This window comes from Chitinimonas koreensis (genome assembly GCF_014353015.1).
Lineage (GTDB): Bacteria > Pseudomonadota > Gammaproteobacteria > Burkholderiales > Chitinimonadaceae > Chitinimonas > Chitinimonas koreensis.
Genome location: NZ_CP060704.1, coordinates 3,710,856 through 3,735,765, shown reverse-complemented (window position 1 = coordinate 3,735,765; position 24,910 = coordinate 3,710,856). Strand labels below are relative to the sequence as shown.

The following is a 24,910-nucleotide window of genomic DNA, read 5'->3' as shown; positions in this document are numbered from 1 at the left end:
GCAGGCCGCAAGCACGTGGCCCGGTTCGCCGTCCCGGCGGGCCGGTGCCCGTGTCGGCGCATGGCCGACCGGACGCGGCCCGACCGATCGCGGCCCGACCGATCGGCACGAGGTTTGCGCCAGCGCATGGACCGGCGCGGCCGCGGTGGTTAACCTGCATGCCCGTCGGCCACGGCCGTTCCACTCATCGCGCCCGGTGTCGGGCGTTCCAGCCAGGAGAAGCTCCGTGCCCGTTTTCATCGACAGCCTCGAAACCGCCGTCGACGCCGTGCTGGCCCGCCTGCCCGGCGACATCGTGCTCGGCACGCCGCTCGGCATCGGCAAGCCCAATCCCCTGCTCAACGCGCTGTATCGCCGCATCAAGGCCGATCCGTCGCGGCGGCTCAAGATCATCACCGCGCTGTCGCTGCAGAAGCCGGCCGGCCACAGCGACATCGAGCGCCACTTCCTGGCGCCCTTCGTCGAACGGGTGTTCGGCGACTATCCCGACCTCGACTACGTGAACGACCTGCGCGCCGGCGCGCTGCCGCCCAACGTCGAGGTGCTCGAGTTCTTCCTCAAGACCGGCGACTACCTCGGCAACGCCGCCGCGCAGCAGGGCCACATCTCGACCAACTACACCTTCGTCGCGCGCGACATGGCGCTGCACGGCGTCAACCTCCTGGCGCAGGCGGTGGCCGTGTGCGAGGGCGAGGCCGGTCCGCGCTACTCGCTGTCGAGCAATCCCGACCTGACCTTCGAGGTGAAGGAGCGGCTGGCCGCGCTGCCGGGCCACGCTTTCCTCACCGTCGGCGCGATCAATCGCGAACTGCCCTTCATGCCCAACCACGCCGAGGTCGGCGCGGACTTCTTCGACTTGGTGGTGACCGACCCGGCCGCCAGCCACCGGCTGTTCGCGCCGCCCAACATGAAGGTCACGCCGCAGGACTACGCGATCGGCCTCCACGCCGCCAGCCTGGTGCGCGACGGCGGCACGCTGCAGATCGGCATCGGCGCGCTCGGCGACGCGATCGCCCAGGCGCTGATCGTGCGCGAGCGGCACAACGGCGAGTTCCGCGCGCTGCTGGCCGCGCTCGGCGCGGGGGAGGCGGGCCGCGAGCTCGGCCGCTTCGCCGACGGGCTGTACGGTTGCTCGGAGATGTTCGTCAACGGCCTGATGCGGCTGATCGACGCCGGCATCGTGCGGCGGCGCGTCTACGACGACGCGGTGCTGCAGGGGCTGCTCGACGGCGGCCGCATCGGCGAGGCGGTGTCGGCCGATACGCTGGTGGCGCTGCGCCAGGCCGGCCGGATCGGCTCGCCCTTGTCGGCGGCGGACGTGGATTTCCTGCTGCGCCTGGGCATCCTGCGCGCCGGGGTACGGCTGGAGTCCGGCGAGCTGGTGTTCGACGGCCGCCGCTACGCCGCCGTGCTCGACGATCCGGCCGCGCTGGCCGCGATCGGCTCGGGCCTCCTGGGCGAGCGGCTGGCCGGCGGGGTGGTGCTGCACGGCGGCTTCTTCCTCGGCCCGGCCGATTTCTACCGGCGCCTGCATGCGCTGCCGGCCGAGCAGCGCGCCGCGATCGACATGCACCGGATCGACTTCATCAACCAGCTCGACGGCGACACCGCGCTCAAGCGCGCGCAGCGGCGGCGGGCCAGTTTCATGAACACCACCATGATGGTCACGCTGCTCGGCGCGGCGGTATCGGACGCGCTCGAGGACGGCCAGGTGGTGTCGGGCGTCGGCGGCCAGTACAACTTCGTCGCGATGGCGCACGCGCTGCCCGATGCGCGCTCGGTGCTGCTGCTGCGCGCCACCCGCGAAGCGGCCGGCGAGGTGCGTTCCAACATCCTGTGGAAGTACGGCCACGCGACCATCCCGCGCCATCTGCGCGACATCGTGGTGACCGAATACGGCGTGGCCGACCTGCGCGGCCAGCCCGACGGCGAGGTGGTGAAGCGCCTGCTGGCGGTGGCCGACAGCCGCTTCCAGGACGAGCTGATCGTGGCGGCCAAGGTGAACGGCAAGCTCGACGCCGACTGGAGCCTGCCCGAGCAGCATCGCCACAACCTGCCCGGGCGGCTGGCGGACACGCTGGCGCCGGCGCAGGCGGCCGGGCTGTTGCCCGACTACCCGTTCGGCACCGATTTCACCGCCGACGAGCTGGCGCTGATCGACGTGATGCAGCGCATGCGCGCGGCGGCCGACAGCCCGCTCGAACTGGCGCGGTCGGCGCTCAAGGGCCTGTTCGCCGACAAGCCGGTGCCGCCGGCCTGGCTCGAGCGGCTCGGCCTCGATGAGGCCGATGGCTTGAAGGCCTTGCTGCTGCGGCGCCTGTTCATCGGCAATCTGTGAACCCGGCCGAAGGCGGTGATCGAGGCTTGGCGCAATGCGCGCTTGGCCGCAGGCGCGGCCCCGTAGGAGCGGCTTCAGCCGCGAATGGCCGTGGCGCTAGCGGCGGCCATTGAGGTACTCGGCGATTCGCGGCTGAAGCCGCTCCTACGGGGCAGTGCGTTCCGCCCTGGCTTGGAGCGAAACGCACATGCACCTGGCCATCAACCCGCCCAGGTCCCCGTGCGTGCGCCGGTATTGTCGAGCGTCTGGTTGCCGTCGTCCTTCTGCGAGTTGGTCGTCTTCGGCGTCGCGGTCAGGGTGAAGGTGGTCGCGGTGCAGTTCGCGCTGAAGTCGTAGTAGCTGCTGGACGCCGGATTGGCCGGGCCGCAGGTGGTGCCGGAGCTCACGTACTGGCCGTTGCTGGTGTAGTAGCGCTCCATCGCCTGGGCCTGGCTGACCAGCGTCTGCTGCGCATCGGTGCGCCGCACCTTGATCAGGTGCCGGGAATAGGCCGGGATCGCGACGCCGGCCAGGATGCCGATGATGGCGATCACCATCATCAGCTCGATCAGGGTGAAGCCGCGCTCGGCGCGGCGCTTGGACTGGATGTGCGTATTCATCGGGGATGGGGCGGGCTGGGGACTAGAGGGGGCAGACGAAGACCACGGTCTGCAGCAGGACGGCGGTGGCGGCCGCCCGGCCCGAACCGCGGCCCATGATGCTGTAGGCCTTGCAGCCGTTCCGGCTGGCCGGGAGCAGGGTGTCGGGCAGCAGGTTGACCAGGAATTCGGCCTTGGTCTGATTGGCGTTGGCGCCGGTGGTGGCGCTGTCGCGCACGCCGATCGAGGCATTGGTGGCCGTCCAGCCGGTCGGAATGGTGTTGCTCTGTGCGCCGATGCCGGAGCGGGCGGTGGTGTCGGTACAGCCCGAGACGCAGGCGTCGGCCCGGGCCTGCAGTGCGGCCTCGCCCAGGCGCAGCGCCTGTTCGGCCGCCTGGTAGGCCCGGGTGCGGTCCATGTGGCTGCCGGCCATCCGCTCGCCCAGGATGGAGCCCTTCATGCCGCCGACCACCAGGACGGTGATCGCGACCAGGAAGATCAGCGAGACGATGAGGACGAAGCCGCGTTGCCGGGTGGGTGTGCAAGCCATGATCGATGCTCAGAAATTCTTGATGAGGACGGTGGTGTTGAAGGTGCGGTACAGCCGGCCGTCGTTCTGCGAATTGGCGATGGCGGTGCCGCTGCAGTTGTTGTAGGCGGCGCGCTTGACCACCCGGCTGTCGGACTGCTCGCTGCGCAGCACGATGCAGGCGCGCACGCTGACGATCTGGTCGCTGGTCTGGCCGCCGGTGAGGGCGCTCACATAGCTGTCGGCGATGCAGTCGCGCACGCGCAGCGTCGGGTTGGCGGCGGTGGCGCCGCAGCCGTAGTCGGCCGGCGTGGCGGGCACCGCGTCGTTGGCGTCCACGCCGTATTGCAGGCGGAAGTCGACCACGTCCGAGCTGCCGCCGGCGCCGCTGCCGGCGCCGGCCAGCCAGCTGGTGCTGGTGCCGCCGGCGGTGCAGGTGAGCGCGTTGGCGGCGAAGTTGATCACCGCGGTGTACGCGCCGGCCGCGGCGACGGTGCCGGGACAGCCGATCTGGTTGTTGCCGTCGGCGGTGAACTGCACGGTGGCGCTGGTGGTGCTGGCGCTGCCGGTACCCGGCGTCAGCCGGTTGGCGTTGACCGCCAGGTTCGGGCTGTTGCGGTAACCGGCCTGGCCGATCATCCGTTGCAGCATGCTGACCGCGAAGCGGCCGTCCTCCGACAGCCGGCTCTGCATGGTCTGGATCTTGTTGGTCTGCCGCGTGCCGAGGTAGAGATTGGAGACGCCGAGCAGCACCACCAGCGCGATGACCACCGAGATCATCAGTTCGATCAGGGTGAAACCCGTCTGCTTGCGATAGGCCATCATTCGATCACCGTGATGTAGCTGGTTGCCGCCGTGTCGGTGGAGCTGGTCTTGCCGCGGTTGTCGGCCCAGTTGATGGTCAGCACGTAGCGCAGCAGGCCGGTGCTGCTGCCCGGGCCGGAGGTGAGCGTGAACGAGGCGTTGGGCAGGCTGTTGCTGAGCGAGGCGTTCCAGGCCGCCATTTCGGCCGCGACCTGATAGGCGGCGCGGCCGCCGGTCTGGGCACCGCAGCTCAGCGTGCCGTCGCTTGCGCGCGCACAGCGGGCGAAGTCGGGCGGCAGCGTGATCGCGTCGGCGTCGGCGCTGGCGAGGTAGGGCGAGCGGTTGGCGCGGATGCGCTCGGCCAGGTCGGCCGCGAGGTCGGCGGCGATGCTGCGGTAGTAGCTGCTCTGGCCGGTCAGCATGGCGCGCGATTGCAGGCCCGACAGGCCCAGGAGGCCGAGCGCCAGGATCATGAGCGACACCAGCACCTCGATCAGCGAGATGCCGCGTTGCCGCTTTAGCGTGTGGGTCATGTTGCGTATTCCTGTACTGCTGGGTTGAAACGTCCGTGTCCGGGCGGAGCGGCGCGCGCCCCGGCCCGCCGCCGCAGGCTCACGAACAGACGGAGTTGTTGACCTTCTGGGTCACCCGGCCCGACGGCGCGACCAGGACCTCGTGCTCCTTGGCGCCCTTGATGCACAGCTTGTAGCTGGCGGTCGTGCTGTTCCCCAGCGTCGGGCCGAAGGAAGTGCTGGCCGACGTGGTGGTGACCACCAGATTGGGGCTCGGGTGGACGCGGCGCAGCACCGTGCCGCCGGCGGTCATGGCGATCCAGCCATTCGACCAATCGCTGGTGCCCGAGGTGGAGCAGGCGGTGGCGCTGTTGGGCGCGGCGGTCTGGCAGACGGTGACCGTGGTGCGCCGCGTGATCGCCTCGAGCCGCGCGGCATTGAGGCTGGCGACCAGCTGGTTGGTCTGGCTCGACAGCCGCGCGTCGTTGACGAACAGCGCCATCGGCGGCGCGGCGATCGCGGCGACGATCGAGATGATGGCCAGCACCATGGCCATCTCGATCAGCGTCATGCCGCGCTGGCCGCGGCGGTTGCGGACAGGCGTGCTCATTGCACGATCTCCCGCCAGGTCACGCGCTCGATCTTCACGCCGCTGCTGGGGCTGACCAGGTTGGCGGTCGACAGGTCGTCCTTGCCCAGCGTGCCGTTGGCGAACAGGCCGGCGCCGTCCGGATTGGGACGCTTGATCGGCTTGCCGGTCTTGGTGCCGTTCGGGCCGTAGGCGGTGTAGACGCCCATCGCGTTGGCCTCGCGCAGCGCGATGACCGCGCCGGCGTTGCCCAGGCCGCTGTCGTCGACCGCCGGCGCGGTGACCTTGAGCGACTTGGCGGCGAAGGCCGATTCGGTCGGGATGCCGTCCATCTCGTAGCCGCTGACGTAGCTGTTGGTGCCGGAGAACGGGATCTGGTCGGCCGAGCTCGCCTTGTTGTCGAGGTTGAGGTCGAGAAAGCTGTACGGCACCTTGCGGCGCGCATCCATGGTGACCGAGCCGGTCAGCGGATTCAGGCCCATGATCCAGCCCTTGCCGCCGGGCAGGCACTTCTCGCTGGAAGAGGTGATGCCGGTGCTGAAGATCACCTTGTCGTTGAAGGCCAGCGGCGAGGCGACCAGCCGCTCGGTCGACACCGGCAGGTTCATGTACCAGCCGAGCTTGGTTTCCTTTTCGCTGGTCACTTCGAGCGCGTTTTCCGACACCTTGCGGTAGTTGCCGGCGCGCATGCCGGGCGTGGAGACGGTGGCGGTGCCGGTCACGGTCTGCTCGACCAGCGAGGCCTGGGTGATCACCTTCGGGTTTTCCTCCAGCTTGTCGAGCACGCCGTACAGCGCCTGCTGGTTGGTGTCGCCGCGGTCGGCCTCGGTCAGCAGCCGGCCGGTGCCGAACAGCACCATGTTGCCGACTGGCGTGCCCTTGGTGCTCTCGGTGATCGGCACGATGGCCGGCCGCATCACGATCGGCTGGTTGGCCGGCGCGGTGAAGATCAGCTTGGGCTCGATCTTGTAGGCGCCGTTGTCGGTGACGTCGAAGCGCCACAGGTTGCCGTTCTCGTCGCCGACGTAGATGAGGTCGAGGATGCCGTCCTGGCCGTAGTCGACGCCGGCCGGCGAGGACAGGCCGGTGCTGCCGGCCGGCAGCACGAAGGTCTTGATCGGCACGCCGGTGGCGACGTCGACCAAGTAGAGCGCCGAGGTCCGGCTGGCGTTCTTGCTGCCGCCGACCGCGCTGTCGTCGTAGTCGTTGTTGTAGCCGTTGGCCAGGATGGCGGCCGGCTTCACCTCGTTCTCCGAGATGCGCACGTTGTAGATCAGCGGCGTGGCGAAGGTATAGCCGACCGAACTGTCGCTCTGGTCGTTCCACTCCCACTTCACCGTGTCGGCGGCCCTGGCGAAGTTGTCGGCGCGGGTCGCGTCGATGGCGAAATAGCCCTGGCCGCCCTGGCCCAGGCCGCCGACCAGCATGGTGGTCCAGTTGTCGCCGATCTTGACGTCTTCCTGCCGGGTCTGGCCGTTGACGTGATAAGTGTGCGGCGTGCCGGCCTGGCCGTAGGTGGTCTTGGTCAGATCCTTCAGGTGAGGGTAGACCGCGGCCGGGATATAGCCGAACAGCTCGCTCATGTCGGACCAGGCGAAGCCGTGCAGCATGCCGTCGTTGGCGCCGATGAACACCATGCTGCGGTTGGCGTGGATGGTCTGGAAGGCGGGATAGTCGGGGTCGGTGGTATAGCCGAGCGGCTTGCCGACCACCGAGGGCTGGGCGTCGACGATGTCGCCGAGCTTGTTGGTGCGCTTGCGCATGCCGGTCTGGTCGGTGCCGCGCAGGTAGTTGATCACCTTCTTGCGCTCGGTATCGTCTGCGCCGAGCAAGGACTTCTGGGTGGCCGTCATGGCGACGAGGCCGTTCGTGTCGTCGAAGGTGAAGCTGCTGCTGACGCCCTTGATCACCTTGGAGGTGTAGATCGAGCGGGCGGTCTTGCGGGCATTGAGCACGGCGTTGGCGTCGAGCTTGCTGGCGAAGTCGATGGTGCCGTTGGCGGAAAGGCCGTAGCGGCGCAGCTCGCCATGCCAGTCGCTCGGGTTGAACACCGGCTGGTAGACGTAGTTGCCGGCCGTCAGCACGTCGGACTGCACCGCCACGCCGCCGGCGTTCGAGGTCGACGAGACGATGCTGGCTACCGCGTTGTTGAGCGAGTCGGACAATTCCTTCTCGCCGGTGGCGGTGAAGTACTTGCCGCCGGCCTCCTCGGCCGCCAGCTTGAGCAGCGGGTAGTCGACCGCGAAGCCGACGGTGTAGCTGCTGACGTTCTGCTGCGGGAAGCGCGTGTCGTTGAACGACTTCTTGTCCAGGTCCAGCGCGGTGGTATCGCGCAGATCCTGCTCGAAGGCGTGGCGGGTCATGCCGTTGAGCGCGTTCGAATAGCCCTTGCGCGTCGGATCCTGCGTATCGCTGGCGAAGGTGTCGTCCTGGGTCGGCTCGCCGTCGGTGATGATGATCTGGAAGTTCTTCTGGCAGCGGTACTGGATCGGCGAGGTGTAGCTGGTGTTCTTCCAGTAGAAGCTGTCCATGCCGCGCCAGTAGCGGCTCATCTCGTAGGTGGCTTCGGCCAGGGGCGTCCAGGTGTCCGGGTTCAGGCCGGCGATCTTGTCGGTCAGCTCCTTCAGCTCGGCGTCGCCGGTCCGCTCCTTGATGGCGGACTGCAGGATGCCGGCCTTGGCGTTCTCCTGCGGGTGGAACGAGAACAGGCCCCAGCGCAGCTTGCGGTTGGCCGGGTCCGACACCAGGTTGGTGGCCACCTTGCGCGCGGTCTCGATCTTCTTGGCTTCGCCGGCCTTGGGCGGGTCGGCCATACTGCCCGAGTTGTCGATGAACAGCATGATGTTCGGCGTCACGGCCGTCGACAGCGTGGGCGGCAGCGCGGGGTAGGGCTCGGCGGCGAGCGCACCGGCGGCCGGGTAGGTGGCGAGCACCAGGCATACCCAGTTGCAGAGCGGCTTGATCTGGAATCGCTTTCGCATCGTCTTTCCTTGCTTCGGAGCGGTTGGAACCGGGCCGGCGGGCCATCGCCGGGAGGCGGCGGACAGGCCGAATCTGCGTGGCCTGAACAGGCGCCGGCGCATCACCTCGGGGCGGATTCTGGCCCGGTTCGCGGTTTTGCCAATGTCATAAGGCGGCGGAGGTTAACACAACGGCATATTCGAATGACATTCGTCGCCGACGACCGGTCGTGTCGCGGCCCTGCGCGGGCTTCGGCCGCCGCGGTCGACCGGCGGCGGACGGACCGTCCGATGCGGCTGCCGGGCCGACTGTGCCGTCCGCGGCCGCCCTGCTGTACCGGGCCGCGGCCGGCCGCGCTGGGCTATGGTGGCGAGCGACTTCACCGAGACGATCGATGCCCAGACTGATCCCGCTGCCGGCCCTGGCCGCCGGCTTCATCACCGTGCTGGTCGGCTATACCAGCTCGGCCGCCATCATCTTCCAGGCTGCCGAGGCGGCCGGCGCCGGGCCGGCCGAGCTCGCCTCCTGGCTGATGGTGCTGGGCCTGGGCATGGGGCTGACCTGCATCGGCCTGTCGCTGCGCTACAAGGTGCCGGTGGCCACCGCCTGGTCGACGCCGGGCGCGGCGCTGCTGGCCACCGGCCTGGCCGGCCACGGCATGGGCGAGGCGGTCGGCGCCTTCGTGTTCTCGGCCGCGCTGATCACGCTGTTCGGCGTCACCGGCTGGTTCGAGCGCGCCATCCGCCATATCCCGCTGTCGATCGCCGGGGCGATGCTGGCCGGTGTGCTGGTCAAGTTCGGCATGAACGTGTTCGTCTCGCTGCAGGGCCGCATCGAGCTGGTGCTGCCGATGTTCTTCACCTACCTCGTGCTGAAGCGGCTGGCGCCGCGCTACGCGGTGGTCGGCGTGCTGGCGGTCGGCGTCGCGCTGGCGGCCTTCTTCGGCCTGATCCGGCCCGAAGGCCTGCACTGGGACATCGCCACCCCGATCTGGACCACGCCGGTGTTCGAGCCGGCCGTGCTGATCGGCGTCGGCATCCCGCTGTTCGTGGTCACCATGGCCTCGCAGAACATCCCCGGCGTGGCAGTGCTGCGCTCTTCGGGCTACCACCCGCCGATCTCGCCGCTGATCGGCTGGACCGGCTTCGTCAACCTGGTGCTGGCGCCGTTCGGCTGCTTCGCGCTCAACCTGGCGGCCATCACCGCGGCCATCTGCATGGGCCGCGAGGCGCACGAGGATCCGGCCAAGCGCTACCTCGCCGCGGTGGCGGCCGGCGGCTTCTACCTGCTGCTGGGCCTGCTCGGCGGCTCGGTCGGCGCGCTGTTCGCGGCCTTTCCCAAGGAACTGGTGCTGGCGGTGGCCGGCATCGCGCTGTTCGGCGCGCTGGCCAGCGGCCTGGCGCTGGCGGTGCGCGAGGAGGCCCAGCGCGAGCCGGCGCTGATCACTTTCCTGGTCACCGCCTCGGGCATGAGCCTGGCCGGCATCGGCTCGGCCTTCTGGGGGCTGGTGGCGGGCGGGCTGGCCTGGTGGTTGCTCGGGCGGGCAAGGCGGGGCGCTGACCGAGAGCGGAACCGACGGTGGAAGGACTTCGTAGGAGCGGCTTCAGCCGCGAATCGCCGTTCTGTCTACGATCGACCATTCGCGGCTGAAGCCGCTCCTACCGTCGGGCCGTACGCTCAATGCCAGCTGGCAGCCAGCACCGGCGCCAGCGCCTGCTGCTGCTCGGCCGCCAGCGTCAACTGCCCCAGCGGCGGCGGCGTGAGGCCCGCCATGGCCTGTACCAGGGCGTCCACCTGGCTCTGCAGCAGCACCTTGCCATCGGCGGTTTCGAAGCTTTCGACCCGGTAGGCGCTGCCTTGGTACCAGTCCTGCACGGTCAGGCGGTCGTCCGTCCCGACGACATCGACCACCAGATCGCTGCCGGCGCGACGGAACCACAACTGCTCGCCGGTCACGTCGGTGCCGAAGCGCACCGTGTCCTGATCGCCATCGCTGTCGCCCAGCCAGTCGTTGCCGTCGCCCCGGCCGAAGTCGTAGCGGTCATTCCCGGCGCCGCCGTACAGGGTGTCGTCACCCGCGCCGCCTTCGAGCCGGTCGTCCCCGGCCACGCCATACAATCGGTCGGCGCCACTGCCGCCGATCAGTAGGTCGTCGCCGCCCCTGCATTGATCAGGTCGTTGCCGCCTTCGCCGTACAAGCTGTCGTCGCCGTTGCCGCCATACAGGCCATCGCTGCCACCGCCGGCCCAGGCCAGCGTGCCGTTGTCGTCGAATTCCAGGGTTTCGCTGTCCGATGAACCGGAGATGCCCTTGGCCGCCACGGCGGCCGAGAGGTCGAGGTCGGTCCCGTCGGCCAATTGCAGCCGTTCGATCCGGTTGGCGCCGTACCATGGATAGCCGAAGCCGTAGTGGTTGAGGATGGCGACCGTATCGGTCCCGCCGTAGCGGATGACCAGGTTCTTGTCGACCATCTGGAATGTCAGGTCGTCGAGCCCGATGCCGCTGCCGAAGCGCAGCGTGTCCGGCTGGCTGGTGCTGCTGTTGTCGTTGATCGTGTCGTTGCCATCGCCGCGCTCGAACATGTAGGTGTCCGCGCCTTCGGTATCGAGCAGCCGGTCGTTGCCCGCGCCGCCGTCCAGCAGGTCGTCGCCGTAGCCACCGTCTAGGTAGTCGTTGCCCGTGCCGCCGTCGAGGACGTCGTTGCCGCCATAGGCCTGGACCGTGTCGTTGCCGGCACCAGCCCGGTAGACCTCGCGCGCGTCGGTCAGGCTGGGGTAGTCGGCTCCGTCGGTGCCAGTCATGGCCATGGCCATGTCGGCCAGCAGGTCCGCAAGTCGGGCCGTGCTGCCGTCGGCGAAGACGATCTGTTTGAGCGCGGCGTAGCTGCTCCAGTTCGGCGAGCCGTAGTGGTGCTTGACGGTGACCGCGTCGCCGGCGCCGTAGGCGACGATCAGGTCGTTGCCTTCGCGGTGGAACGCCAGATCGGCGGCGGCGATACCCTGCCCGAATACCAGCGTGTCGACCTCGTCGGCATCGTGCGCTGCGCTCTCGATGATGTCCGCGCCGTCGCCCAGGGCGAGGCGGTAGGTATCGTTGCCGCTGGCACCGTTCATCCAGTCGCTGCCGGTGCCGCCGACCAGGGTATCGGCGCCGATGTCGCCGTCGAGCCGGTCGTCGCCGGCGCCGCCGTCGAGCAGGTCGGCGCCCCAGCGCGCGCTCAGCGCGTCGTCGCCGCCGTTGCCGTAGACACGGTTGTCGCCGTCGCCGGCCGCGATGGTGTCGTTGCCGGCGCCGGCCACGATCCAGTCGGCGGCGGCGCCGAAATCGCTGTTGACCGCGGCGTCGCCCAGCACGAGTGCGCTGGCCGAGATCAGGGCCTGCAAGGATTGCAGGCTGCCGCCGTCGAAGACCACCTGCTTGAGGCCGGCATAGCTGGCCCAGTTCGGCGAACCATAGTGATACTTGACGGTGATCGAGTCGCCCGCGCCGTAGCCGATGACCAGGTCGTTGCCCACGCGGCGGAAGCTTAGATCGGCTGCCGCGATGCCCGGCCCGAACACCAGCGTGTCGGTCTCGTCGGCGTCGTGCACCGCGCTCTCGATGGTGTCCGCGCCGTCGCCGCGGCGGAAGCCATAGAGGTCGGCCCCGCCGTCGCCTTGCAGGAAATCGCTGCCCGTCCCGCCGATCAGGGTGTCGTTCGCACTGTCGTCGCCGCCCACCAGGCGATCGTCACCGGCGCCACCGAGCAGCAGGTCGTTGCCGGCGGCGCCTTCCAGCGTGTCGTGGCCGGCGGCGCCGAACAGCGCGTCCTGGCCGGCACCGCCCTGCAGCGGGCCGGTCGCCCCGTTCACGCCGGCCAGGTCGAATTCGTTCAGGTCCAGCTGCAAATCCGCCAGCGCGGCCGGGTCGGCCTGCGTCGCCACGCGGGCCAGCGTGCTGCGGTAGTCCCAGCCCATGTGCGCCAGGTTGTCGCCGCCGTGTGCACTGACGAAGGTCAGGAGGTCGAGCAGCGCGCCGGCCGCGTCGACCTCGGCTGCGGCTGCGATCTGTGCATCGAGCCTGCCGAAGTCCATCCGCACGCCGGTCTCGTCGAACACCAGTTCGACCTGGTCGAACCAGTCCGCCTGGCGGGTCTGGACGGCCAGCGCCTGGTAGACCGAGCCGGCCAGCGACCGCCAGGCCTGCATCAGCAGGTCGAGCTGGGGCCGCTCGATCAGGCCGTAATACGTCAAGTCCGCGATCGAGCCATTGTTGGAGCTGGTACCCAGCGGGAGCAGCCCGTTCCAGGTGAACGGGTCGTTCTCGCCAGGCCCGCTGACCAAGGTCCGGCCATTGAAGCGTTCCAGCGTCTCCACATAGGGCAGCACGGCATGGTCCTGGCCGTCGCGCACGGTCAGCACCACGTCGCGATCGGCGTAGGTCAGGCGGTAGGCGTGGCCGTCTTGCCATTGCATGAAGCCATCCTGTCCGCCCTGCAGCGGGCTGGTCTCGCCCCAGGCCAGCACGATCTGCCCTACCAGCGCCGCCTGTTCGGAGCTGCTGGTGGCCTGGGCGAAGCGCTGCACCAGTGCCAGCAGTTGGGGCGACTGGCTCATCGCCTCGCGCAGGTCGCGCACCTGGCCGGAACCCTGCAGGTCGGGCAGGGCGGCGGCGGCTTCGCTGATCGGCAGCGGGTCGACGTATTCGCGGTGGAAGGTGTCCTGGCCGAGGTTCAGGGCATTGGTCAGGCCGGTGCTGCCATCGGTGCGGGTGTACTCGCCGCCATACAGGATGACGTTACCATTGCCGAGATTGCGATCTTGCAGCGATGAGTGCAGCGAGATGCTCGCCACGCCGTGGGCATCGAGCGATTGCAGTTCGCCGGCCTGCGATATGCCGTCCTGGTTCAGATCGCGCCAGAGCTTGAGTTCGTTCCAGGCCGCGTCGGCCGCGCTGAGCTGGCCGTCGGCGTTGCTGTCGAGCATGCGGGCGGCGGCGAAGCCATCGGTGGCCGTACCGCCCGGAACCTGGGTATCGACGCCGAACAGTTCGCGGCCGGAGTCGATGGTGCCGTTGCCGTCGAGGTCGCGAACCAGCCAGGCGTCGTCGGCGGAGAGCCAGCCGGTACCGGTCTTGAGGCCGTCGGCGTCGTGGTCGAACAGGATGTTGCCGTCGGCGGGAGTGGTTTCGACGCCGTCGCCGTCGAGGTCGAGGTCGAGGTCGAGGGCCAAGGGGTCGCGTGGGGGTTGGTAGCCGATGGCGCGGTTGAAGTCGGTGGAGACTTTGTCGTTGATGCGGCATTGGCCCAAGACAGGTTTACCGCGCTTGATTGCATCCCATTGATCTCGTGTGAAAGGAGGCTTGCCTAATGCACTACGGGCAGCATTAACTTCATCTAGCGAAATAGGAGAAGATAGTGTTTTTTGTTCCTCTCTATGTATTTTATCGTAAATGGATTCAGTTACTCGACGTAATTTATCTTCGAGAGATTCAGATCCGCCATTGCCATTACCAAACCACTTGGCCTCCATGACGCCGCGAGTGACCATGTAGGAAGTCACTCCGACGGCTAATACGGCAGCTGCGTTTGATGCAGTTGCCGCGCCCATTATTTTTGCTGCATTGCTTGTCGCCCCAAGAATACCATTTATGGCTCCAGCAACATCAACTCCGGAAACATCATCTCCTCTTTGGATAGCTTGAGCGATTTTTGCCATGCTCATTAGTGCGCCAAGTGCGGCGAGATGTGAGGAGACAGCAGTTCCGAAGTTGGCCGACGTAGAAGCCATGTCGGCTGCCGATATATAGGTACCTGCCAACGTCATTGCTGCGCCATAGCTATCCTCTTGGAAATATGAACCTGTTCCATCTTGTCCAATAGTGCGAATCCATTCAACGGTTCCACTCAGTCCAATCCAATCGGTTGACATTTGTAATCCTTAAATTAACAAGAGAAAAAATAAGAAACCAGCAACGGGGGCCGAGATTAATGCGATGAGTCTAATCAATCTGGCTTTTTCTGATTCTAAACAGGTTAATCTTATGGCTTCGGGTAGTGAGAGTTGTGTATACCTCTCACCTAGGTGCATTGATGCTGTGGCTGCCAAAATCCCTGGGATTAATGCTGGTGAAAATAAGAACCAACATCCAAAACTAATGGCTGCATAAACCTTCCAGTTGGTTAATGCATTGCCCCCACTCCTTTCAATTTCTTCCCATCCAGCCCATATTGATAAGCAGCTGTAGGAAAAGAAAATCATTGCTAATACATACAGGAATGCGCGAATTAATAATCCTTTTTTTATTGGTTTGAAAAGACTTAATTTCCCTTTTTCCAGTGGATTTGCTGCAATGATTTTAAGGATCAATGCGCAGCCTAAGATTAGAGTGGTAATGTTAAATGTAAAATATGCGGAAACTGTGAAGTCGCTCGTCATCTCGTCACCCGGTGAGTGAAATAAAAGGCGGATTAAAAAACGAACCCGGCATGTTATAGATTCTATCTGCCTGTAGCCACCAAAACCGCCGGTCGGCGCCAGTTTCCAAAGTCCGGCGACCTCTTGACTGCCTCAGCCTGTAGCGGGCTGGTCTCGCCCCAGGCCAGCGCGATCTGCCCGGCCAGCGCCGCCTGCTCGGTACTGCTGGCGGCCTGGACAAAGCGCTGCACCAGTTCGAGTAACTGGGGCGACTGGCTCATGGCCTCGCGCAGGCTGCGGACGTGGCCGGAGCCTTGCATGTCGGGCAGGGCGGCGGCGGCCTCGCTGACCGGCAGCGGGTCGACGTATTCGCTGTGGAAGGTGTCTTGGCCGAGGTTGTGGGCATTGGCGAGGCCGGTGCTGCCATCGGTACGGGTGTACTCGCCACCGTATAGGATGACGTTACCATTGCCGAGGTCGCGATTCTGCAGGGTGGCGCTCAGGCCGATGCTCGCGATGCCATGGGCGGCCAGTGATTGCAGTTCGCCGGCCTGCGAGAGGCCGTCCTGATTGAGGTCGCGCCAGAGCTTGAGTTCGGACCAGGCGGTGTCGTCGGCGCTGAGGACGCCGTCGGCGTTGCTGTCGAGCATGCGGGCGGCGGCGAAGCCATCGGTGGCCGTACCGCCCGGAACCTGGGTATCGACGCCGAACAGCTCGCGGCCGGAGTCGATGGTGCCGTTGCCGTCGAGGTCGTGGACCAGCCAGGCGTCGTCGGCGGAGAGCCAGCCGGTACCGGTCTTGAGGCCGTCGGCGTCGTGGTCGAACAGGATGTTGCCGTCGGCGGGAGTGGTTTCGACGCCGTCGCCGTCGAGGTCGAGGGCGAGCGGGTCGCGTGGGGGTTGCCAGCCGATGGCGCGGTTGAAGTCGGTGGAGACTTTGTCGTCGATTTGATCGTAGGCGCCGCGGCCTTCGCGGTTGAATTCTGGGGCTGAATAATCCAGATCAATAGTGATTGGATCTATACCGTACCTGCGGGAGTCATTCATAGGGTCATTAATTGTGATTCCTATCCTGACAGCATCGTATACCTTTTGTGCCAAATCCTCGTCGGGTTGAATGCTCAGTCCAATTTGTACCCCCACATCATTGTTCCAACGATCCATGTTGGATTCTTCCGCTGTATTGGGGTCGTTTACTTCATGATCTTCAGTGACGGAACGTGCGTACGCTTCTCCAAAGCGGATCGTTAGCATTGCTGAAAATAGTGCGTGTCGATAGGCGTCGTATTGATCATTAATACCCTTTGCTTCCCCTTGCTTCAAGCCGCCACGTTTGTCAGCCTGGTAATTCGAATACAGGCCTGCGGTTATAAGTGTCATGATTTTCTTTCCTGTTCAAAAGAGAAAGTTTTTCGCCCGTTCGTCTGATTAATAAAAAGGCGGCCACTGTTTGAGCAAAATTCTTTGATCAATTTTAAAGGGGTCCACTCCATATCTTTGCTTTTCGATAAGGAAACTATATTTAGTACTCGCCCGCGTCTAAGGAATATTAAATTATATTTCCCCTCGCTGTCCGGAGTGTAATAGATGTATTCAAGCATTGATAGTTCACCTTGCATTTTCTTTTCTAGAGTATCTTTATCTTCGTAAGCATGTTGGATACATACTCTCTCAGCATTTACATTCTGCGAGAATAGATCCATTTCTTGCTCGTTGCTGTGCGCAAATGCTCTAAGGGCCTCCTTGATTCTATATTCATGCTGTGATCTTTGATGGAAATTCCAGGCGAAAATCATTCCTAAAATAACTATCATGGCGAAGAGCTTATGCCAAATTGATTTGGCCTGCCAGATCGCTGGGATATTTACCATCATTATTTCTCGCTCCTGTATGAATTGATCGTACTTTCTCTAGTTCCCACCAAACCGCGGAAATCCGAGAAACCTGTCCGTTTTGCTAAAAAGATGAGCGAATTTCGCTTAATTTTTGAGCGGCTCTGCCCTGTTTGGCTTGTTTTTCCCCACTCTATGGTTGGCTGGCAGAGTTTCTCATCAGCCTGCTAAGAGTGTCTCCTCGATCAAGTGCGTCTGTAACATTGCAATGTTGCTTGCAATGGCTTCTAGATCAGCTTCTGCCAAGATATTTTTTGGCGAAGGCAAGCCGCCACTGGTTATTTCATTATAAATATCGGTTACTTCGCTTATCATTTCCTCCTTGAAAGAAAAGATCTGACCACACTTAGCCAGGCCCATGAAAAGGAATAACAAGCAAAATTTATCGCCAAGATTCGAGAAAATTCAAATAAGGCGAACCATCCTTGATAGTTCACATCGCTACACTCACTCCTGGCGAGAGTAGGGTCAAGTAATGTGTATTCTCGAAGGGCTAAATTAAATACTGTTATAAATACAATTGGCCATAATATCTCAGCCTCGCCATTCCATGCATCTCTCGCTCGGATCGCTCTGAGCACATTTAGCAGTGAAAAAAGTGCATACAGCGTAAAAAATATACAAAATAAGCCGCCGATAAGTAGCAATTTTTTCCAAGGAAAAAATGTGGCGCAATTTTATTTAAGAACAAATCCAGACACAATGTATATGCAAATACCAGTAAGAAATCTATGTAAAACATAACGTCCTTTCGATCTGTAAAGACATAAGGGGACTTCCAGAAACCTCGAATTCTGGCACTTTGGTCATCGTAACCCGTCGATTTTTCAGTTGCGTAGAATTCCGGAAAGTAGGTTTCTGGAAGTGCCCTCAAACCTCGAGTGGCTCCAAGTCTGATGACCTTACTGTATCACTATAAGTAAAAATATATTTTCCAAGAAGTTCTGGCAGGTAACTGGTCTCAAAATTGAATCCCCCAGTTCGGCTCTACCTTTCTTGTTTCCTCGCACACGCAGCTGCGGGCGATCCGACCCGACGGCCACCAAGCTGGAATGCCGTCTTCCCCATGCTGCCGAAGCCGGGTTACATCTCGGCCGACAGCCACGCCCCATCCGTTTGCTAGGCTAGTAGCATGCGCCCTCGCTTCTTTCTGCCGTCTTTCCTCGCCGTCCTGCTGGCCGGTTGCGCCAACATCGCCTACGTCGGCCAGGCCGCCGGCGGCCAGGCCGAAGTCATGAACAAGTCGCGGCCGATCGGCGCGGTGATCGACGATCCGGCCACGTCGCCGGCGCTGGCCGACAAGCTCCGGCTGGCGCGCCGCATCCGCGCCTTCGCGATCAGCGCGCTCGGCCTGCCCGACAATGCCAGCTACACCCGCTACGCCGACCTGGGCCGGCCCTATGCGCTGTGGAACGTGGTCAGCACGCCGCCCTTGTCGCTGCAGCCGACCGAGAGCTGCTTCCCGATCGCCGGCTGCCTGGCCTACCGCGGCTACTACGTCGAGGCCGACGCCCAGCGCTATGCCGACGAGCGCCGGGCGGCCGGCGAGGACGTGTTCCTCTACGGCATCCCGGCCTATTCGACGCTGGGCTGGTTCAACGATCCACTGCTCAACACCACCGCGCGCTACGACGAGACGGCGCTGGCGCGGCTGATCTTCCACGAGCTGGCGCACCAGGTGGTCTACGTGCAGGACGACAGCGCCTTCAACGAGGCCTTCGCCACCGCGGTCGAGCTCGAGGGCTTCGAGCGCTGGCTGGCCGAGCGCGCCGATCCGGCGCTGGAAGCCGGCTACCGCAAGGCGGAGCTGCGCCGCGCCGCCTTCCGCGCGCTGATGGAGGACGGCCGCCGGCAACTGGCTGCGATCTACGGCAGCGAAGCGGGCGAGAACGAGAAACTGGAAGAGAAGGGCAGGGTGCTGGCGGCGCTGGGCGAGCGCTATGCGGCGCTGAAGGCCGAGTGGGGCGGCTACCTGGGCTACGACTATTGGTTCGCGCCCTTGCCCAACAATGCGCATTTCGCCTCGCAGGCGACCTACCACGACAAGGTGCCGGCCTGGCGCGCGCTGTTCCGCTCGGTCGGTGGCGATTTCCCGGCCTTCTTCGCGGCGGCGCGGGCGCTGGCGCAAAAAAATAAGGCCACCCGTGACGAAACACTGGCGGCCGTGGGAGTTGCTGCTTTTTCAGGGGAGAGGCAGCAAGGAGCAATGACCGGCATCCCTGCCGATCAAGGGCGACGGGTGTCGCGAGACACCCGTTGAGATCACGCGCTACGGATCATGCCGATTGCACCTTGGGCGTTCCATGCGGGCTTTCGTCATCAGGGTAAACGGTAGGTCCCGTGTAATCCGCCGGTATTGTCAGGCTGCTAAGGCGGCCGGCGCCTTGCCCTCGAGCTGGACTTCGGCTTCGACCTCCGGCTGCGCCTGGCCCGCCAGCACGCTGCGCATCTTTTCCTCGTCGAGCGCGTTCTCCCACTTCGCCACCACCACGGTGGCCACGCCGTTGCCGATGATGTTGGTCAGCGCGCGGCATTCGCTCATGAAGCGGTCGATGCCGAGGATCAGCGCCATGCCGGCCACCGGCACGCTCGGCACCACCGCCAGCGTCGAGGCCAGCGTGATAAAGCCGGCGCCGGTGATGCCCGAGGCGCCCTTGGAGGTGAGCATGGCCACCAAGAGGATGGTCAGTTCCTGGCCCAGCGTCAGGTCGGTGTTGGTGGCCTGGGCGATGAACAGCGCCGCCATGGTCATGTAGATGTTGGTGCCGTCGAGGTTGAACGAATAGCCAGTCGGCACCACCAGGCCGACCACCGGCTTGGCGCAGCCCAGGCGCTCGAGCTTCTGCATCAGCCGCGGCAGCGCGCTCTCGGACGAGCTGGTGCCGAGCACGATCAGCAGTTCTTCCTTGATGTAGGCGATGAAGCGGGTGATCGAGAAGCCGGCCCAGCGTGCGATGGCGCCGAGCACGACCAGCACGAACAGCGCGCAGGTCAGGTAGAAGCTGCCCATCAGCTTGGCCATCGGGATCAGCGAATCGACGCCGTACTTGCCGATGGTGAAGGCCATTGCGCCGAAGGCGCCGACCGGGGCGGCCTTCATGATGATGTTGACCACCCCGAACACCGCGTGCGACAGCTGCTCGATCAGGCTCAGCACCGGCCGGCCGCGCTCGCCCATGGCCGACAGCGAGAAGCCGAACAGGATGGCGATCAGCAGCACCTGCAGGATGTCGCCCTTGGCGAAGGCATCGACGAAGGTGGTCGGGATGATGTTGAGCACGAAGTCGGTGGTCGACATCGCGTGCGCCTTCTCGGTGAACTGGGCGATGGCGTGGGCGTCGAGCTTCGTGACGTCGGCGTTGAAGCCGGCGCCGGGCTTGAGCAGGTTGGCGACCAGCAGGCCGATGGCCAGCGCGACGGTGGAGACGATCTCGAAGTAGAGCAGCGCCTTGCCGCCGACGCGGCCGACGCGCTTCATGTCCTGCATGCCGGCGATGCCGGCCACCACGGTGCAGAAGATCACCGGCGCGATGATCATCTTGATCAGCTTGATGAAGCCGTCGCCCAGCGGCTTGAGATCGACGCCGAGCTTCGGTTCGAAGTGGCCGATCAGGATGCCGGCGGCGATGGCGAACAGCACCTGCACGTACAGGATGCGGTAGAACGGTTTTTTCATGGTGGCGTCTCCTCGTTGGGTGACGCGATGGTCCGCCCGCGGTGGCCGCGCCGCCATTACGGCTTCCCACTCGGCGGCATGCGGGTGTCCCGATTGTGGGGGACCACTAAGGACGGTGAAATGTGAAACGTGAAAGGTGAAACGTGGTTCGTCGCTGCGCCGCTCGGATTTAGCCAAGGCGCGTGTTTTAAGGTGCGGCAACGCCGCACCAGTTTCACGTTTCACTCATGCCGCGCAGCGGCGAATCACGTTTCACCACGCCGCGCAGCGGCGTTTCACGCTTCAACTTACAATGCCGCCCAAGGCGCGCCCACGCGCCAGGAGGACACTGCATGAAATGCCCGTATTGCGGTTCGCTCGATACCCAGGTGGCCGATACGCGGCTGTCGGAAGAGGGCGACAGCGTGCGCCGGCGCCGCAAGTGCGGCGCCTGCGACAAGCGCTTCACCACCTTCGAGATGGCCGAGGTGCGGCCGCCGCAGGTGGTCAAGGCCAACGGCAGCCGGGCCGACTACGACCGCGAGAAGGTGCGCGTCAGCTTCATGCGCGCGCTGCACAAGCGGCCGGTGCCGACCCAGCTGGTCGACGAGGCGATCGCCCGCATCGACCAGAAGGTGCTGAGCCTCGGCGAGCGCGAGATCGATTCGCGCCGCATCGGCGAGATGGTGATGGCCGAGCTGGCCAAGCTCGACAAGGTCGCCTACATCCGCTTCGCCTCGGTCTACCGCAGCTTCCAGGACGTCGACGACTTCAAGGACGTGATCCGCGAAGTGAGCAAGAAGCCATGAAGCTCGCCCGGCCCGACCTGGATCGCGCCGAGGCGGCCGGCGTGCTGCAGCCCGGCCAGGCCGGCGCCCTGTGGCAGTTCCTCGCCGCCGGCCAGGCCGAGGTGCCGCAGTTCCGCTTCGCCCACCTGCTGTACTACTTCGGCGGCATGATCGCGATCGCCGCGATGAGCCTGTTCATGACCGTCGGCTACCAGGTCGCCGGGCCCTGGCTGCTCACCGTGTTCGCGGTCGGCTACGGCTTCCTGGCCTGGTGGCTGGGCGACCGGTTCCTGCGCCGCCAGCTGGCCATCCCGGCCGGCATCCTGTTCACCCTGGCCATCGTGCTGGTGCCGCTGGCGGTCTACGGCATCGAGGCCGGGCTCGGGCACTGGGACCACGACGGCGCCTACGCCGACTACCACCGCTACATCGACTGGCGCTGGCTGTTCCTCGAACTGGCGACGCTGGCCGCGGCCGCCGTCCTGCTGTGGCGCTACCGGCTGCCCTTCATGCTGATGCCGGTGGCGGTGACGCTGTGGTACCTGAGCATGGACGTGGCGGCCTGGATCGCCTACGGCGTGCCCGGCGACGACGAGTGGACCTACTACGCCTCGCTGTGGGAGCTGCGCAAGTTCGTCTCGCTCGGCTTCGGCCTCGCCATGCTGCTGCTGGCGCTGCGCATCGACCTCGCCACCCGGCGCGACGCGCGCGACTACGCCTTCTGGCTCTACCTGTTCGGCATGCTGGCGTTCTGGGGCGCGCTGTCGTCGATGGATTCGGGCAGCGAATGGGGCAAGTTCGGCTACTGCCTGATCAACCTCGGCCTGATCTTCGCCGGCGCTGTGCTGTCGCGCCGCGTCTTCGTGGTGTTCGGCGCGCTGGGCGTGGCCGGCTATCTCGGCTACCTGGCCTGGGGCCAGTTCAAGAACAGCCTGCTGTTCGCCTTCGTGCTGTCGCTGATCGGCCTCGCCATCGTGTTCGCCGGCGTCTGGTGGAACAAGCACGGCGAGGCGCTCGGCGCGCGCTGGCGGCGCAGGCTGTCGCCGCAGCTGGCCGAGCTGATCGAGGCGCGCCGCGCATGAGCTTCGACGCCGCCGACCACCGCCACATGGCCGCCGCGCTGCGCATCGCCGAGGGCGGCCGCAATCTCGCCACCCCCAATCCGAGCGTCGGCTGCGTGCTGGTGCAGGCCGGCCGCGTGATCGGCCAGGGCCATTCGCAGCAGGCCGGCGGCGCCCACGCCGAGGTGATGGCGCTGCGCGACGCCGCCGCGCGCGGCGAATCGGTCGCCGGCGCCACCGCCTACGTCACGCTCGAGCCGTGCTCGCACCACGGCCGCACGCCGCCGTGCGCGCTGGGTCTGATCGAGGCCGGCGTGGCGCGGGTGGTGGCCGCCATCGGCGACCCGAACCCGCTGGTGTCCGGCCGCGGCTTCGGCCTCTTGCGCGAGGCCGGCATCGCGGTCGAGACCGGCCTGCTGGCGGCCGAGGCGCGCGAATCGCTCAAGGGCTTCCTCAGCCGCATCGAGCGCGGCCGGCCGTGGCTGCGGCTCAAGATCGCCGCCAGCCTCGACGGCAAGGTCGCGCTGGCGAGCGGCGAATCGCAATGGATCACCGGGCCCGCGGCGCGCGCCGACGTGCAGCGGTTGCGCGCACGTTCCTGCGCCATGCTCACCGGCAGCGGCACCGTGCTGCACGACGATCCGCTGCTGACCGTGCGCGAGCTCGACGGCCAGCCGTGGCAGGGCCGCCAGCCGCTGCGCGTGGTGCTGGACAGCCGCGGCCAACTGCCGCCCACCGCGCGGCTGCTGGCCGCGCAGGGCCGCACGCTGGTGGTGACCGCCGCCGCGCCGGCCGCCCACGTCGCGGCGCTCGAAGCGGCCGGGGCCGAGGTGATCGCGCTGCCCGACGCCGCCGGCCGGGTCGACCTGGCCGCCACGCTGGCCGAGCTGGGCCGGCGCGGCATCAACGAGGCCACGGTCGAATCCGGCGCGCGGCTCAACGGCGCCTGGCTGGACAGCGGCCTGGTCGACGAGCTGGTGCTCTACCAGGCGCCGGTGCTGCTCGGCGGCGCGGCGCAGGATCTGGCCGATTTCACGCTCGCGCGGCTGGCCGACAAGCTGGCGCCGCGCGTGGCCGATCTGCGCCGGGTCGGCGCCGACCTGCGCTACACCCTGCGTTTCCGCGAGGCCTGAGATGAGCTTCCACGACCATTTCTCCACCCAGTCGGCGGCCTATGCGCAATACCGGCCGAACTACCCCGCCGCGCTGTTCGACTGGCTGGCCGCCGTCGCGCCGGCCCATGGCCTGGCCTGGGACGCCGCCACCGGCAACGGCCAGGCCGCGCTGGAGCTGGCCGCGCGCTTCGACCGGGTGATCGCCACCGAGCCTTCGGCCGGCCAGCTTGCCAATGCGCCGCGGCGCCCCAATATCGACTACCGGCAGGAGCCGGCCGAGCGCAGCTCGCTGCCCGACGGCGGCGCCGACCTGGTCACCGTCGCCCAGGCGCTGCACTGGTTCGACCTGCCGGCCTTCCTGGCCGAGGCCGGCCGGGTGCTGGCGCCCGGCGGCGTGCTGGCGGTGTGGTGCTACGAGGTGTTCCGCTGCGAGCCGGCCGTCGACGCGCTGGTGTCGGACTACTACCACGCGGTGGTCGGCTCCTACTGGCCGCCCGAGCGGCGCTGGGTCGAGCAGGGCTACGCCGGCCTGGAACTGCCGTTCGCGCCGCTGGCCGCGCCGGAATTCGAGATGGCGCTCGACTGGACGCTCGACGCGCTGGTCGGCTACCTCGGCACCTGGTCGGCCACGCAGCGCTATAAAGACGACAAGGGCATCGATCCGCTGCCGGCGCTGCGCGAGCGCCTGTTGGCCGCCTGGGGCGATCCGGCGCAGCCGCGCCGCGTCGCCTGGCCACTTACCGTACGGGCCTGCCGCAAGCCGGCCTGAGGAACGCCTGGATGAGTTATGCATGGCGATGCAACAGATCGAACTGCAGCACGGGCTCCCGGCAGAGCCGGGAGCGCGAGGTCAGCGCATGCTCGGCCACCGGCGCCCCTTGATTTATTCCGACTCCCCCGCCCTCGCCGCCGCGAGGGAGCCTCGCTTTGCTCGGGTGTGGATGTCTCGACCGTCCATTCGCCAACTCTTTGAGCTCAATCAGTCCCTGAAAGGATTTCCATGTTCACCGGCATCGTCGAAGCCACCGGCAAGATCGCCACCGTGCAACCGCTCGAAGGCGAAGGCCTGCGCGTGATGGTGGTCAGCGAGCACTTCCCGCTCGCCGACGTGGCCATCGGCGACAGCATCGCGGTCAGCGGCGCCTGCATGACGGTGGTGGCCAAGACCGAGCGCAGCTTCAAGTTCGACATCTCGGCCGAATCGCTGCGCTGCACCGTCGGCCTCGACGACCCGGGCCGCGAGGTGAACCTCGAGAAGGCGATGCGCTTCGGCGACCGCGTCGGCGGCCACCTGGTGTCGGGCCACGTCGACGGCCTCGGCGAAGTGATGAAGTTCCAGCAGGTCGGCGAGAGCTGGCAACTGGTGGTGCAGGCCGAGAAGAGCCTGGCCAAGTACGTCGCCATCAAGGGCTCGATCGTCATCGACGGCGTGTCGCTGACCACCAACCAGGTCAAGGACGTGCAGGACCGCTGCATCTTCTCGGTCAACCTGATCCCGCACACGGTCGAGGTCACCACGCTCAAGAACCTCAAGGTCGGCGACAAGGTGAACCTCGAGATCGACCTGATCGCGCGCTACCTGGAGCGCATGCTGCCGGCCGGCGACGCTTTCGCCACGCTCAAGCAGCGCAAAGGTTGAGCGCTTGCATCGATGCGCATACTATATGCGCATCATTCCTGCGCCGGGAGCCTGC

Annotated in this window: 19 protein-coding genes and 1 pseudogene; 8 read left to right on the top strand and 12 right to left on the bottom strand. The window is 65.8% G+C overall.

Translation table 11 applies throughout. The features are described from left to right. The first annotated feature begins 226 nt into the window (after positions 1-226). Positions 227-2,338 (top strand): acetyl-CoA hydrolase/transferase C-terminal domain-containing protein, encoded by a 2,112-nt coding sequence (locus H9L41_RS15525; protein WP_028444594.1) that lies wholly within the window; start codon positions 227-229, stop codon positions 2,336-2,338. A 200-nt stretch (positions 2,339-2,538) separates the two neighbouring features. On the opposite strand, the gene H9L41_RS15520 is transcribed toward H9L41_RS15525, so the two are convergent. The 6 genes from H9L41_RS15520 to H9L41_RS15495 all read right to left on the bottom strand — a co-directional run bounded on the left by H9L41_RS15520 (position 2,539) and on the right by H9L41_RS15495 (position 8,331). Next, positions 2,539-2,937: a type IV pilin protein gene (locus H9L41_RS15520; protein WP_051318648.1), complete on the bottom strand. Its 399-nt coding sequence runs from the start codon at positions 2,935-2,937 to the stop codon at positions 2,539-2,541. Between the two features lie 22 nt (positions 2,938-2,959). Continuing rightward, on the bottom strand, positions 2,960-3,466 hold the full coding sequence (locus H9L41_RS15515; RefSeq protein WP_051318647.1) for a pilus assembly PilX family protein: 507 nt from the start codon (positions 3,464-3,466) through the stop codon (positions 2,960-2,962). A gap of 9 nt (positions 3,467-3,475) precedes the next feature. After that, entirely contained in the window at positions 3,476-4,267 is a 792-nt protein-coding gene (locus H9L41_RS15510) for a PilW family protein (protein ID WP_028444592.1), read from the bottom strand. Then, positions 4,267-4,782 carry a type IV pilus modification protein PilV gene (pilV, locus tag H9L41_RS15505; RefSeq protein WP_051318646.1) on the bottom strand — a complete coding sequence of 172 codons (516 nt, stop codon included), beginning with the start codon at positions 4,780-4,782 and terminating at the stop codon, positions 4,267-4,269. The genes H9L41_RS15510 and pilV overlap by 1 nt, the downstream gene beginning before the upstream one ends. Before the next feature lie 79 nt (positions 4,783-4,861). Continuing rightward, positions 4,862-5,371, bottom strand: coding sequence for a GspH/FimT family pseudopilin (locus H9L41_RS15500; protein ID WP_051318645.1), 510 nt, complete (start codon positions 5,369-5,371; stop codon positions 4,862-4,864). Then, entirely contained in the window at positions 5,368-8,331 is a 2,964-nt protein-coding gene (locus H9L41_RS15495; RefSeq protein WP_028444591.1) for a pilus assembly protein, read from the bottom strand. Before H9L41_RS15495 ends, H9L41_RS15500 begins: the two co-directional genes overlap by 4 nt. 374 nt (positions 8,332-8,705) lie before the next feature. Between H9L41_RS15495 and H9L41_RS24965 the strand changes: the two genes are divergently transcribed. Next, positions 8,706-10,160, top strand: a complete 1,455-nt coding sequence (locus tag H9L41_RS24965) for a benzoate/H(+) symporter BenE family transporter (RefSeq protein ID WP_373282033.1) — start codon at positions 8,706-8,708, stop codon at positions 10,158-10,160. 5 nt (positions 10,161-10,165) lie between these two features. On the opposite strand, the pseudogene H9L41_RS26245 reads toward H9L41_RS24965, so the two are convergent. From H9L41_RS26245 to H9L41_RS15470, 5 genes and pseudogenes are all read right to left on the bottom strand, one after another. Further along, a pseudogene (locus tag H9L41_RS26245) lies at positions 10,166-10,453 on the bottom strand (calcium-binding protein); the annotation flags it as partial. Next, a complete protein-coding gene (locus H9L41_RS15485; protein ID WP_187523450.1) occupies positions 10,453-13,599 on the bottom strand; it encodes a calcium-binding protein in 3,147 nt (1,048 codons plus the stop codon). The pseudogene H9L41_RS26245 and the gene H9L41_RS15485, both read right to left, overlap by 1 nt. A 630-nt stretch (positions 13,600-14,229) precedes the next feature. Then, complete coding sequence (locus tag H9L41_RS15480; protein ID WP_157461790.1) at positions 14,230-14,727, bottom strand: hypothetical protein; 498 nt, start codon at positions 14,725-14,727, stop codon at positions 14,230-14,232. A gap of 62 nt (positions 14,728-14,789) precedes the next feature. Beyond that, the gene (locus H9L41_RS15475) at positions 14,790-16,085 is read right to left on the bottom strand and encodes an SPM autocatalytic domain-containing protein (protein WP_187523449.1); all 1,296 of its coding nucleotides are present in this window, start codon (positions 16,083-16,085) and stop codon (positions 14,790-14,792) included. Further along, a complete protein-coding gene (locus tag H9L41_RS15470; RefSeq protein WP_157461788.1) occupies positions 16,082-16,579 on the bottom strand; it encodes a hypothetical protein in 498 nt (165 codons plus the stop codon). The genes H9L41_RS15475 and H9L41_RS15470 overlap by 4 nt, the downstream gene beginning before the upstream one ends. A gap of 1,150 nt (positions 16,580-17,729) precedes the next feature. Here H9L41_RS15470 and H9L41_RS15465 point away from each other — a divergent pair. Beyond that, entirely contained in the window at positions 17,730-18,857 is a 1,128-nt protein-coding gene (locus H9L41_RS15465) for an aminopeptidase (RefSeq protein ID WP_084299713.1), read from the top strand. Between the two features lie 99 nt (positions 18,858-18,956). Here the strand turns inward: H9L41_RS15465 and H9L41_RS15460 are convergent, their stop codons facing one another. Beyond that, positions 18,957-20,273, bottom strand: coding sequence for a dicarboxylate/amino acid:cation symporter (locus H9L41_RS15460; RefSeq protein ID WP_028444587.1), 1,317 nt, complete (start codon positions 20,271-20,273; stop codon positions 18,957-18,959). A 332-nt stretch (positions 20,274-20,605) separates the two neighbouring features. Here H9L41_RS15460 and nrdR point away from each other — a divergent pair, with 332 nt between their 5' ends. From nrdR to H9L41_RS15435, 5 genes are all read left to right on the top strand, one after another. Next, the gene (nrdR, locus tag H9L41_RS15455) at positions 20,606-21,061 is read left to right on the top strand and encodes a transcriptional regulator NrdR (RefSeq protein ID WP_028444586.1); all 456 of its coding nucleotides are present in this window, start codon (positions 20,606-20,608) and stop codon (positions 21,059-21,061) included. Then, a complete protein-coding gene (locus H9L41_RS15450; RefSeq protein ID WP_028444585.1) occupies positions 21,058-22,122 on the top strand; it encodes a hypothetical protein in 1,065 nt (354 codons plus the stop codon). Before nrdR ends, H9L41_RS15450 begins: the two co-directional genes overlap by 4 nt. Next, entirely contained in the window at positions 22,119-23,234 is a 1,116-nt protein-coding gene (gene ribD / locus H9L41_RS15445) for a bifunctional diaminohydroxyphosphoribosylaminopyrimidine deaminase/5-amino-6-(5-phosphoribosylamino)uracil reductase RibD (protein WP_028444584.1), read from the top strand. The genes H9L41_RS15450 and ribD overlap by 4 nt, the downstream gene beginning before the upstream one ends. Before the next feature lies 1 nt (position 23,235). Next, entirely contained in the window at positions 23,236-23,985 is a 750-nt protein-coding gene (locus tag H9L41_RS15440) for a class I SAM-dependent methyltransferase (protein ID WP_028444583.1), read from the top strand. Positions 23,986-24,216: 231 nt separating this feature from the next. Continuing rightward, a complete protein-coding gene (locus H9L41_RS15435) occupies positions 24,217-24,855 on the top strand; it encodes a riboflavin synthase (RefSeq protein WP_028444582.1) in 639 nt (212 codons plus the stop codon). Positions 24,856-24,910 lie beyond the last annotated feature (55 nt).